We start from the raw sequence: 11,850 nt of genomic DNA, 5'->3' as shown, positions 1-11,850 counted from the left end.
CCATTATGCCAGCCCGCTCGCCGCGAAGCCCGGGCCTGGCGACGGCGATGGCGATGGCCGCTATTTCCGCGCGCCGCGCAGCTCGGTCACGACCTGCTGCAGCTTCTCCGGCGTCGCGAGCGCCGGGTCGATCGGCTCGCCCACCGCGAGGCTCAGCCGGCTCATCACGCCTTTTCTGAGCGGACGCGGCCAGTGGGCATCGACCGCGCGCGAGAACACGCTGCCCCACAGACCGCGCAGCGCCATCGGGATAACCGGCGCCGGCGTGCGCCTGACGATGTCGGCGACGCCGTGGCGAAATGGATTCAGCTCGCCCGTGCGCGTCAGCTTGCCTTCGGGAAAGATGCAGACGAGTTCGCCGGCCGCAAGCGCCTGCGCGCACAGATCATACGCGCGCGCGAGCAGCGCCGCGTCCTGATGGGCCGGCGCGATCGGAATCGCCTTCGCGTGCCGGAACAGCCAGCCGACGACCGGCGAGCGGAAGACCTGATGGTCCATCACGAAGCGGATCGGCCGCGGGCTTTCGGCCATGATGACGATCGCATCGACGAAACTGACGTGGTTGCACACGAGCACCGCCGCGCCCTCCTCCGGAATCCGCTCCGCATGCACGAGCCGGATCCGGTACAACGTATGCACGAGCAGCCACGCAATGAAGCGCAGCAGGAACTCGGGCACGAGCGAATAGATGTAGCCCGCGACGACCACGTTCAGCAGCGCGGTGACGAGGAAGATCGCCGGAATGCCGAAGCCCGCTGCGGTCAGGCCCATCGCCATCAGCGCCGACACGATCATGAACAGCGAATTGAGGATATTGTTCGCGGCGATGATGCGCGCGCGATGGCTCGGCTGACTACGGCTCTGGATCAGCGCATACAGCGGCACGCTGTAGAAGCCGCCGAACATCGCGAGCAGGAACAGATCGGCGAGCACGCGCCAATGCGCGAGCCGCGCGAGAAATTCGCCGACGCTCAGCAAATGCCCCGCCGGCGGCAGCGCGTGGCTGGCGAAAAAAAGATCGATCGCGAACACGCTGATGCCGATCGAGCCGAGCGGCACGAGCCCGATCTCGATCCGGCGCTTCGACAGCCGTTCGCACAGCAGCGAGCCAATGCCGATGCCGATCGAGAACGTGGCCAGCAGCACGGTCACGACGTCGGGATCGGCGGACAGCACGTCCTTCGCGAAGTTGAAAAACGACGCGAGAAATGTCGCGCCGACGAACCACAGCCATGAAATGCCGAGCAGGCTCAGAAACACCGTACGGTTCTCGTGCGCGAGCTTCAGATTGCGCCACGTTTCGCTGACCGGATTCCAGTTGATGCGCAAGCCGGGCTGCGGCGCGGGCGTAGCCGGCACGAAGCCCGACACGACACGCCCGAGCAGCGCGATCGCGATACACGCGCAAGCCAGCACCCCCGCGCCATGCTCGGCGAACCCCGCGCCCGCGCCGCCGACGATCGTGCCAATCAGGATCGCGACGAAGGTGCCCATCTCGACCATGCCGTTGCCGCCGACCAGTTCCGCCTGCGACAGATGCTGCGGCAAATACGAGTACTTGACCGGCCCGAACACGGTCGAATGCACGCCCATCAGGAACGTGCACAGGTACAGCAACGGCGCGCTATGCAGCCAGAACCCCGCGCCGCCGACCAGCATCACCGCGATCTCGAAAGTCTTGACGACGCGCGTGAGCAACGCCTTGTCGTACTTGTCGGCGATCTGGCCGGAAGTGGCCGAGAACAGCACGAACGGCAGAATGAAAATCGCGGAGATCAGGAACGCCGCGGTTTTCGGGTCGACGCCCGAAAACCGCGCCGCCTGATACGTAACGAGCGACGTAAAGCCGATCTTGAACACGTTGTCGTTCATCGCGCCGAGAAACTGTGTCCAGAAGAACGGCGCGAAACGGCGCTGGCCGAGCAGGCGGAACTGGGATTCGTGCGCTTCGTGCGCGCGAGCGGCGCGGCGGGCGGCGGGCAACGGACGATCGTTCATGAAGTCTGGAGAACGGCGCGGAAAAATGGCCACGAAGCGGGCGGCACGGCCGGCAAGCGGATCGCCGCGACACGCGCACGCGGCTCCCGCAATCCGCCCGCACCAGTTCCAGACACAAAAAAAGCGCCCGCTTGCGCGCGCGCCCTGTCGGCGGATTTGCGCTCGCGGCAACGGCCGGAGCGCGACGTTCGAGCCACGCGCATCAACGCGCCGGCTGCTGGTCCTGTCCTTCCTGTTCTTCCGGCCAGTCGCGGATATACGCCTTCAGCATGCGGTTCTCGAACCCCTGCTCCTCGACCACCGCCTTCGCGACGTCGTAAAACGAGATCACGCCCATCAGCGTGCGGCTTTCCATGACGGGCAGATAGCGCACGTGATGCTCGAGCATCATGCGGCGCACTTCGTTGACGTCGGTTTCGGGCGTGCAGGTGAGCGGATGGTCGTCCATCACCTTGCGGATCGTCGAGGTGCCGACGCTGCCGCCGTTCTCGCGCAAGGTCAGAATGATTTCGCGAAACGTCAGCATGCCGACGAGGTCGCCGTACTCCATCACGACAAGCGAGCCGATGTCGCGCTCGGCCATGGTATTGACGGCGTCATGCAGTGTGGTTTCCGGCGTGACCGTAAAAAGGGTATTGCCCTTGACTTTAAGAATGTCGCTGACTCGCATGATCTATCTCCTGATGCCGCCAATCTTGCAGTGCATGAAATGTTTTTTCGATCCTATCGGAAAGGCCCGTAAAAGGAAAGCCGGCCGCCAGCCAAGGCTCGGCGGCCTTCCGGGTCCTCCCATTCATCTGACTTCCAGATAGCGAGCATGCCCCGCTCCCGGCACACGCCGCACGAAGCCATAGACCAACCGGGTACAAACCCACGGGAAAACCGCGCTTGAAGCGGCGCGCGCCAATGATAGGATGGCCGGCCCACCCTGTTCTTTCGCGAGGCCGCCGCACGCGGCCCCGCCGCCCACGATGTCCGCCAACCGTTTCGATACGCTCGCGCTGCACGCCGGCGCAGCCCCCGACCCCGCCACCGGGGCGCGCGCGACGCCGATCTACCAGACCACGTCGTTTTCGTTCCGCGACTCGGACCACGCCGCCGCGCTATTCAACATGGAGCGCGCCGGCCACGTCTACTCGCGCATCTCGAATCCGACCGTCGCCGTGTTCGAGGAGCGCGTCGCCGCGCTCGAAAACGGCGCCGGCGCGATCGGCACCGCGAGCGGCCAGGCCGCGCTGCATCTCGCGATCGCGACGCTGATGGGCGCAGGCTCGCACATCGTCGCGTCGAGCGCGCTGTACGGCGGCTCGCACAGCCTGCTGCATTACACGCTGCGGCGCTTCGGCATCGAGACGACCTTCGTCAAGGCCGGTGACCTCCCCGCGTGGCGCGCCGCGCTGCGCCCCAACACGCGCCTGCTATTCGGCGAAACGCTCGGCAATCCGGGCCTCGATGTGCTCGACATCGCCGCGCTCGCGCAGATCGCGCACGCGCACCGGGTGCCGTTGCTGGTCGATTCGACCTTCACGACGCCTTACCTGCTGCGCCCGTTCGAGCACGGCGCCGACTTCGTCTACCACTCGGCGACCAAGTTTCTCGGCGGCCACGGTACGACGATCGGCGGCGTGCTGGTCGACGGCGGCACGTTCGACTTCGAGGCTTCCGGCCGCTTTCCCGAATTCACCGAGCCGTACGACGGTTTCCACGGCATGGTGTTCGCCGAGGAAAGCACCGTCGCGCCGTTCCTGCTGCGCGCGCGCCGGGAAGGCTTGCGCGACTTCGGCGCGTGCCTGCATCCGCAGGCCGCGTGGCAGCTGCTGCAAGGCATCGAGACGCTGCCGTTGCGCATGGAGCGTCACGTCGCCAACACCCGGCGCGTGGTCGAATTTCTCGCCGGGCATGCGGCGGTCGAATCGGTCGCCTATCCCGAGTTGCCGACGCATCCCGACCACGCGCTCGCCAGGCGGCTGCTACCGCGCGGCGCCGGCGCGGTGTTCAGCTTCAACCTGCGCGGCGACCGCGCGGCCGGGCGCGCCTTCATCGAAGCGCTCACGCTCTTCTCGCATCTCGCGAACGTCGGCGACGCGCGCTCGCTGGTGATCCATCCGGCATCGACGACGCATTTCCGCATGGATACCGCCGCGCTCGCAGCGGCCGGTATCGCGGAAGGCACGATCCGTCTGTCGATTGGTCTCGAAGATCCGGATGACCTGATCGACGATCTCAAGCGCGCGCTGAAGGCCGCGCAAAAAGCCGCGCAACCGGCGGGCGGCAGACGTACCGCAACGCCAGACGCCAGCGCCTCGCAGCAAACCGCCACTGCCGCGCCCGCCGGCACCAGCGCCCCCGCCCGCCCGGAGTCCGCATGATCGTCACCGTTCAAGGCAAACCGGCCTACGCCTACACAGGCGGCAAACCCTTCGATGCGAGCCTGCCGACAGCGGTATTCATTCACGGCGCCGAACACGATCACAGCGTGTGGGCGCTGCAAAGCCGCTACTTCGCGCATCACGGCTTCGGCGTGCTCGCGGTGGATCTGCCGGGCCACCGCCGCAGCGCCGGACCCGCGCTCGCCAGCATCGCCGCGCTGGCCGACTGGCTCGCCGCGTTGCTCGACACCGCGGGCGTCACGCGTGCGTTCGTCGCCGGTCACAGCATGGGCTCGCTGATCGCCCTCGACTTCGCCGGCCGCTATCCGCAGCGCGCGACGCATCTTGCGCTGCTCGCGACCGCGCTGCCGATGACCGTCTCCGACGCGCTGCTCGACGCCGCGCTCCATCGCGAGCCCGAGGCGATCGCCATGGTCAACCAGTGGTCGCATTCGACGCTCGCCGCGAAGCCGTCCTGCCCCGGCCCCGGTTTCTGGCTGCACGGCATGAACCAGCGGCTGATGGAGCACGTCGCCTCTAGCGGTGAACCGCATCTGTTCCACACCGATTTCACCGCCTGCCACACCTATGCGGACGGCCTCGCCCGCGCGGCGCAGGTGCGTTGCGCAACGCGTCTGATCGTCGGCCGGCGCGACGCAATGACCCCGCCGCGTGTGGCGAAAGCGCTTGCCGATGCGCTCGCGCAAGCGGGTATGCCGGTCGACACCGTCACGCTCGATGCGGGCCATGCGTTAATGACCGAGCAACCCGACGCGACGCTCGATGCGCTGTACGGCTTCGCTTCGCGGCCGCCGCACGAAGCGCGTTGAGTGGGCGTGCGATTGCGGCTCTGCGTGCACCTCGGTGGTCCGCGGGCGGTCGCCGCAAAGGCGTCGCGAATGGCCAGGTTGCGTTAGGCAGGCGATCGCCGGAGAATGATTGAAGCTGTCTTTTTCAGCCTCCGGAGGCCGTCATGGCTCATACAGCACATACCGATCACTTCGCGAGCTTCGCGGAGTTTTATCCGTACTACCTGAGCGAGCATCGCAACCTCGTGTCGCGGCGGCTGCATTTCGTCGGCTCGCTCGGCGTGATTGGCTGTCTCGCGATGGCGCTCGCCACCGGCGGCTGGCTATGGTTGCCGGCGGCCGTGGTGTGCGGCTATGGCTTCGCGTGGGTCGGCCATTTCTTCTTCGAAAAGAACCGGCCGGCCACCTTCCGTCATCCGTTTTACAGCCTGATGGGCGACTGGGTGATGTTCAAGGACATCTGCGTGGGCAAGATTTCGTTGTAGTTCTACCGGGGCGGCTCGAAGTCGAGCCGCCCTGTCACGCTGCCTGGTGCGGCATCGAAGCCGCCGCTCGCTCGCCGTCTCCGGGTCGCGCCGCCCTTGCCGCCGCGCGCGAGGCGAGCAACGCGGCGAGCGTCACCTTCAGCTGGTCGTTGTCGAGCGCGGCAAGCAGCATGCCGCTGTCCACCCGCGTTGAGTCGAGTTCGAGCTGATACGTGAGCTCCGCACGGTCGATCACGAACAGGTCGTACAGCCGCTGCACGGTCACCTGCGCCGGGTTCGCGAGCAACACGAAGTGCGGGCCGGTATGGTCCTCCTCCAGCCGCGCGATCCACTCGATCTCCTCGAGACGCTGCAACAGCATCAGCGTCGTATCCATGTCGCGGCGAAGCATGCGCGCAAGCTCGGGCATCGTGTAGCCGCGCCTGCCGGCCTCGCGCGCTTCGCACAGCCGCGCGAGCAATTCGAGCGAATCGAACAGATTGCTGCCGTAGAACACGGGGCGGTGAAACTGACCGATGCGAATCGCCGGCAACGCCGATGCAATCATCGCGCCGGTCAGCGTGATGAACCAGCACAGGTACATCCACAGCAGGAACAGCGGCACCGCGGCGAACGCGCCATACACGGCCGTATAGGTCGGAATACGGCGCACGTAGTAGCCGAAGCCGCGCTTGGCGAGCTCGAACGCGACCGCCGCGATCACGCCGCCGACCACCGCGTCGCGCCATTCGACGCGGCAATTCGGCAGATAAACGTAAAGAATCGTGAACGCGAGCATCGTAAACGGCAGCGAGGCGCTCGCGAGCGCCCATTCGATCAGCGGGGTGATGCGCTGCGCGGCACTGAACGACATCGATTGCGTGAACAGATACGACGAGATCGACAGACTCACGCCGATCAGGATCGGACCGAGCGTGATGATCGCCCAGTAGACGAGAATGCGCTGCGCGACGGGCCGCGCCTTGCGTACGCGCCAGATCACGTTGAACGCGGACTCGACGGTCATCATCGTCATCACCGCGGTGACGAACAGCACGATCATGCCGATCGTGGTCAGCCCTTTGGCCTTCGACGCGAACTGGTTCAGATACTTGAAGATCTGATCGTTCAACTGCGCGGGCATCAGGTGGTCGGCCAGAAAAAACTGCAGCGACGCCTGGAACGAGCTGAAGATCGGAAACGCGGTGAACAGCGCAAACGCGACGGTGGCGAGCGGCACGAGCGCGAGCATCGTCGTGAACGTCAGACTGCCCGCGACCTGCGGAATCCGGTCCTCGCCGATGCGTTGCGCGGCGAATTGCGCAAGCCGTTTGAGCGTGTCGAGATCGAAACGCACCCTAACCAACAAACCTGCCTCCTTGCTTGCTGAACCGCCAGACCGGGACTGCGGGAACCCCGCCCGGCACCTTGCCGAACGGCTGTGAGCGGCCTGTGCAACGGACCGAACCCCTATAATACCCGTTCAATGATGAGGCCTATGAAAGACATTCTCGTGCTTTATTACAGCCGTCACGGCGCCACGCGCGAGCTCGCGCTGGCGATCGCACACGGCGTCGATAGCGTCCCCGGCATGCAGGCGCGCGTGCGCACCGTGCCGGCGGTCTCCACCGTCTGCGAAGCGAGCGAGCCGGACATCCCCGCCGAGGGACCGCCGTACGTCGAACTGCGTGACCTCGAAGAATGCGCGGGCCTCGCGCTCGGCTCGCCGACCCGCTTCGGCAATATGGCGGCCGCGCTCAAATACTTCCTCGACGGCACTACGCCGCAGTGGCTATCCGGTACGCTGTCGGGCAAGCCGGCCTGCGTGTTCACGTCGACCGGCAGCCTGCACGGCGGCCAGGAATCCACGCTGCTGTCGATGATGCTGCCACTGCTCCACCACGGCATGCTGATCATCGGCATTCCGTACACCGAGAGCGCATTGTCCACCACGCAAACCGGCGGCACGCCGTACGGTGCATCGCATTTCGCGCGGGCGGGCTCGGCCGGCCAAGGCATCTCCGCCGAAGAACGGACGCTTGCAATTGCGCTCGGTGCTCGCGTCGCGCGCACGGCGGCGTCGATGAGCGAAAGGCCATGAGTACCAAGCCGTGAACGAACCCATGCCCGTGCAGCCGAAAGCCGCCGCCGCGCTCGTCGCCGCGTTCACGCTGGTCGCGATGATCGCGCTTGCGATCGCGTGGGAATGGTGGCTCGCGCCGTTGCGGCCCGGCGGCTCGCTGCTCGTGCTGAAGGCGTTGCCGCTGCTCTGCGCGTTGCCGGGAGTGTGGCGACGCCGGCTTTATACGATGCAATGGGCTTCGATGCTGATCCTGCTGTACTTCGCCGAAGGCGTCGTGCGCGGCTGGAGCGACCATGGCTTGAGTGCGCGGCTCGGCTGGCTGCAAGCGGCGCTGGCCGTGATTTTCTTCGCTTGCGCACTCGCGTACGTCGGGCCTTTCAAGCGTGCGGCTAAACGGGCCGCAAAACGGGCCGCAAAGCAGGCCGCCAGCGAACCCACCCCGCCCGCCTGACGGCCTAGCCCCGACACGCTGCCGCCCCTAATACCGCCAATCGACCAGATGACCCACACCGCTTTTCTCGCCGCCTGCCGCGACGCCATCGGCGCGGCTCACGTACTGACCGACCCGCACGACACGGCGCCCTTTCTGACCGACTGGCGCGGACGATACACCGGCGCGGCCTGCGCGGTGCTCGCTCCGGCCACATCCGCCGAAGCTGCCGCGCTCGTCAAGCTCGCGGTCGAACATCGCGTCGCGCTGGTGCCGCAGGGCGGCAACACCGGCCTCGCGGGCGGCGCGACACCCGACGCGAGCGGCGCGCAGGCGGTCATCAGCCTGCGCCGCCTGAATCGCGTGCGCGACATCGATCCGCACAACAACACGATCACCGTCGAAGCCGGCGTGATTCTCGCCGAGGTGCAGAAGCACGCCGAAGCGGCCGGGCGTCTGTTTGCGCTGAGCCTCGCCGCCGAAGGCAGCTGCACGATCGGGGGCAATCTGTCGACCAACGCGGGCGGCACCGGTGTACTGCGTTATGGCAACGCGCGCGAACTATGTCTCGGCCTCGAAGTGGTGACGCCGCAAGGCGAACTATGGGACGGCCTGCGCGGGCTGCGCAAGGACAACACTGGCTACGATCTGCGCGACCTGTTCATCGGCGCGGAAGGTACGCTCGGCCTGATCACCGCGGCGGTGTTGAAGCTGCATCCGCAGCCCGCCGCGCGAGTCACCGCGCTTGCCGCGCTCGCGTCGCCGCATGCGGCGCTCGATTTTCTCGCGCTCACGCAGCGCGTCGCCGGGCCGCTGTTGACCGGCTTCGAGCTGATGTCGGATTTCTGCCTGCGCCTCGTCGGCCGGCATTTCGAGCAGATGCGTTATCCGTTCGCCGAACCGCATGCGCAGGTCGTGCTGCTCGAACTGTCGGACAGCGAAAGCGAAGTCCACGCGCGCACGCTGTTCGAGGGGCTGATGGAGACCGCACTCGAACAGGGTCTCGTCGAAGACGCCGTGGTCGCGGAAAACCTCGCGCAGTCGCGCGCGTTCTGGAATCTGCGCGAGCACATTCCGCTCGCGCAGGCCGAGGAAGGGCTTAACATCAAGCACGACATCGCGGTGCCGATTTCACGCATCGGCCATTTCATCGAGGCGACCGACGCCGCGATCGCGCAAGCCGCACCGGGCGCGCGCATGGTCACGTTCGGCCATCTCGGCGACGGCAATCTGCACTACAACGTGCAGACACCCGAGGGCGTCGACGCGAAGGCGTTTCTGCGGGAATATCAAAGCCCGATCAACCGGATCGTCTACGACAGCGTGGCTGCGCATCGCGGCAGCATCAGCGCCGAACATGGACTCGGCCAGCTGAAGATCGACGATGCCGCGCACTACAAGCAGGACGTCGAAGTGCGGATGATGCGCGCGATCAAGCAGGCGCTCGATCCGCTGAACCTGATGAATCCGGGCAAGGTGCTACGCTAATGTCTGAAGCCTCCGCGATCCGGCGCGCAGGCGTTTCGCAGGAGTCGCGTCCGTGAAGATTCGCGTGCTGTCCGATCTGCATCTGGAAAACGACGAACCTGAACTGATCCCACATGCTCAGGCGGATCTGGTCGTGCTGGCGGGCGACATTCACAACCATGCGGCCGGCCCGCGCTGGGCCGCGCAGGCGTTCGACGACGCGGTGCCGGTCGTCTACGTGCCGGGCAATCACGAGTATTACGACGGTGAGTTCGGCGCGCTGGAGAGCGCGATGCTCGACGCGGCCGCGCAGGTCGACAACGTGCATGTGCTGAACAACGCCGCGCTCGTCGACAGCCACGGACGCTGGCGCGTGCTCGGCACGACGTTGTGGACCGACTTCGCGCTGTACGGCGCGACGCCCGATGCGATCGAGGAATCGATCGCCGCCGCGCGCCGGGTCATGCTCGACTATCGCGGGTTGATCCAGATGAACTGGCCGCACGACCCGCGCGACGCCGCGCGCGACTTCACGCCCGCAGATTCGCTCGCGCTGCACCGGCATGCACGCGCATGGCTCGAAAGCGAGCTTGCGAGGCCGTTCGCCGGCCAAACGATCGTGGTCACGCACCATGCGCCGCATCGGCTGAGTCTGGCCGGGCGCTTTGCCGAGGACCGCGTATCCGCGGGCTTCGTCAATCATCTGCCGGAGCTGGTGCGCGCGCCTGTCGCGCTGTGGATTCATGGCCACACGCACACATCGTTCGACTACGTGGTGGACGGCACGCGCGTCGTGTGCAATCCGCGCGGCTATTTCAACCGACGCACGCGCCAGTGGGAAAATCCGCTGTTCGCGTGGGACAAGGTTGTCGAGATCTAGCGAGCCCGTTGCATCGGATCAGCCCGCTGCCGCGCCTCACCGCTCCCGGCGCCGCGCATCCTGTGACTCGACCTCGACCGGCACGAGTTGCGGCTGCTGTTCGCGGATGCGGCGCAGCAGATCGCGCGACGCGGCGACGCCGATCAGACCAAACATGACGGCCAAGCCGATCATCAGGTGCGTATCCATGGATGTGTCGTCCTTCAGTGGTTGCGAGGTGCCGAACGGTGGCGAATCCAGCGCGTCCGGCCAGAGCGGCGGCGCGTGAACGACACGTTAGCAAATCGACTGCGCGGGAGAAGTAAAGAAATGTTGCGGCGCGGCGAGCGTGTAACAGGCTGTCACGCCACGCACCGGCCGAACGTCAACGCATGGCAAGCACGCGCTCAGGTCCGCGCGAACTGCCGCAACTCTTCCTGATCCGCCGCCAGCGTGGAGGGCAACTCGTCGCGCAGGAATTCGACCCACGTGCGGATCTTCGCGTCGAGATACTGCCGCGACGGATACAGCGCATACAGATTCATCTGCTGGGAAGTGTACTCGGGCATCAGCCACACCAGCTCGCCGCTGCGCAGACGGCTGATCGCCGAGTAGATCGGAATCAGCGCCACGCCCATCCCCTGGCAGACGGCCACGACCATCGCCTCGGCCACGTTCACCTGAAACGTCGTCGCGCCGAGCGAGACGGTTTCCTCGCCGTTCGGGCCGTCGAAGGTCCATTTGTCCGGCGGATTCACCGGCGTCACCATCTGCAGGCAGGTGTGCCGCGCGAGGTCCGCCGGCGTTTGCGGCACGCCGTGCCGCTCGAGGTAAGCCGGCGACGCGCACGCAATGCTGAACGCGCTGCCGAGGCGCTGTGACACGAGGCCCGAATCCGGCAGGCCGGTCGCGAGCGTCAGCGACACGTCGAAGCCTTCGTCGAGCAGATCGGGCATGCGCTGCGCGAGCGTCAGTTCGATATGCACGTCCGGGTAGCGCTGCTGGTAACGTCCCACGGCCGGTACCACGTAATGCTGGCCGAAGCTCGTCATCGCGTGAACCTTGAGCTTGCCGGATGGGCGCGCGTGCGCGTCGCTCGCCTCGGCCTCCGCCTGATCCACATACGCAAGAATCTGCTCGCAGCGCTGCAGATAGCGCTCGCCAGCTTCGGTCAGCGCGATGCGGCGCGTGGTCCGGTTCAGGAGCCGCGTGCGCAGATGCGCTTCCAGATCGGAAACCGCGCGCGACGCGTAGGCCGTCGTCGTATTCAGGTGCTGCGCGGCGCCCGTGAAGCTGCCCGCTTCGACGACGCGGACAAAAACGCGCATGTTTTGGAGCGTGTCCATACCTATCCTCAGAAAATCGGCAGCG

12 protein-coding genes are annotated in these 11,850 nt (G+C 66.3%); 7 read left to right on the top strand and 5 right to left on the bottom strand.

Annotation, left to right across the window (positions count from 1 at the left end; all coding sequences use genetic code 11):
* Window positions 1-60: 60 nt before the first annotated feature.
* A complete protein-coding gene (locus tag F6X42_RS14690; RefSeq protein ID WP_187634914.1) occupies window positions 61-1,998 on the bottom strand; it encodes an MFS transporter in 1,938 nt (645 codons plus the stop codon).
* A gap of 202 nt (window positions 1,999-2,200) precedes the next feature.
* The gene (locus F6X42_RS14685) at window positions 2,201-2,668 is read right to left on the bottom strand and encodes a CBS domain-containing protein (protein ID WP_187634913.1); all 468 of its coding nucleotides are present in this window, start codon (window positions 2,666-2,668) and stop codon (window positions 2,201-2,203) included.
* 301 nt (window positions 2,669-2,969) lie between these two features.
* On the opposite strand from F6X42_RS14685, the gene F6X42_RS14680 reads away from it, so the two are divergent.
* The 3 genes from F6X42_RS14680 (at window position 2,970) to F6X42_RS14670 (ending at window position 5,661) form a co-directional block, all read left to right on the top strand.
* Window positions 2,970-4,367: an O-acetylhomoserine aminocarboxypropyltransferase gene (locus F6X42_RS14680; protein WP_187634912.1), complete on the top strand. Its 1,398-nt coding sequence runs from the start codon at window positions 2,970-2,972 to the stop codon at window positions 4,365-4,367.
* Entirely contained in the window at window positions 4,364-5,197 is an 834-nt protein-coding gene (locus tag F6X42_RS14675) for an alpha/beta fold hydrolase (protein ID WP_187634911.1), read from the top strand. Before F6X42_RS14680 ends, F6X42_RS14675 begins: the two co-directional genes overlap by 4 nt.
* A gap of 143 nt (window positions 5,198-5,340) precedes the next feature.
* A complete protein-coding gene (locus F6X42_RS14670) occupies window positions 5,341-5,661 on the top strand; it encodes an Mpo1-like protein (protein WP_187634910.1) in 321 nt (106 codons plus the stop codon).
* A 34-nt stretch (window positions 5,662-5,695) separates the two neighbouring features.
* Here F6X42_RS14670 and F6X42_RS14665 read toward each other — a convergent pair whose 3' ends face one another.
* Window positions 5,696-7,009, bottom strand: a complete 1,314-nt coding sequence (locus F6X42_RS14665) for a YihY family inner membrane protein (protein ID WP_187634909.1) — start codon at window positions 7,007-7,009, stop codon at window positions 5,696-5,698.
* A 129-nt stretch (window positions 7,010-7,138) separates the two neighbouring features.
* Between F6X42_RS14665 and wrbA the strand changes: the two genes are divergently transcribed.
* Genes wrbA through F6X42_RS14645 form a run of 4 tightly spaced genes read left to right on the top strand, consistent with a single transcriptional unit; the run spans window position 7,139 to window position 10,500 of the window.
* Window positions 7,139-7,741, top strand: a complete 603-nt coding sequence (gene wrbA, locus F6X42_RS14660; RefSeq protein WP_187634908.1) for an NAD(P)H:quinone oxidoreductase — start codon at window positions 7,139-7,141, stop codon at window positions 7,739-7,741.
* 22 nt (window positions 7,742-7,763) lie between these two features.
* Entirely contained in the window at window positions 7,764-8,174 is a 411-nt protein-coding gene (locus F6X42_RS14655) for a DUF2069 domain-containing protein (protein ID WP_187634964.1), read from the top strand.
* A 48-nt stretch (window positions 8,175-8,222) separates the two neighbouring features.
* Entirely contained in the window at window positions 8,223-9,641 is a 1,419-nt protein-coding gene (locus F6X42_RS14650; protein WP_187634907.1) for an FAD-binding oxidoreductase, read from the top strand.
* Window positions 9,642-9,693: 52 nt separating this feature from the next.
* Window positions 9,694-10,500 (top strand): metallophosphoesterase, encoded by an 807-nt coding sequence (locus F6X42_RS14645; protein WP_187634906.1) that lies wholly within the window; start codon window positions 9,694-9,696, stop codon window positions 10,498-10,500.
* 36 nt (window positions 10,501-10,536) lie between these two features.
* Here the strand turns inward: F6X42_RS14645 and F6X42_RS14640 are convergent, their stop codons facing one another.
* Window positions 10,537-10,689, bottom strand: a complete 153-nt coding sequence (locus tag F6X42_RS14640; protein ID WP_187634905.1) for a hypothetical protein — start codon at window positions 10,687-10,689, stop codon at window positions 10,537-10,539.
* A 197-nt stretch (window positions 10,690-10,886) separates the two neighbouring features.
* Window positions 10,887-11,825, bottom strand: coding sequence for a LysR family transcriptional regulator (locus F6X42_RS14635; RefSeq protein WP_187634904.1), 939 nt, complete (start codon window positions 11,823-11,825; stop codon window positions 10,887-10,889).
* Window positions 11,826-11,850: the final 25 nt, after the last annotated feature.

Source organism: Paraburkholderia podalyriae (genome assembly GCF_014397785.1).
Lineage (GTDB): Bacteria > Pseudomonadota > Gammaproteobacteria > Burkholderiales > Burkholderiaceae > Paraburkholderia > Paraburkholderia podalyriae.
The sequence above is the reverse complement of the archived record's forward strand: the minus strand, read 5'-3'. Positions and strand labels throughout refer to the sequence as shown.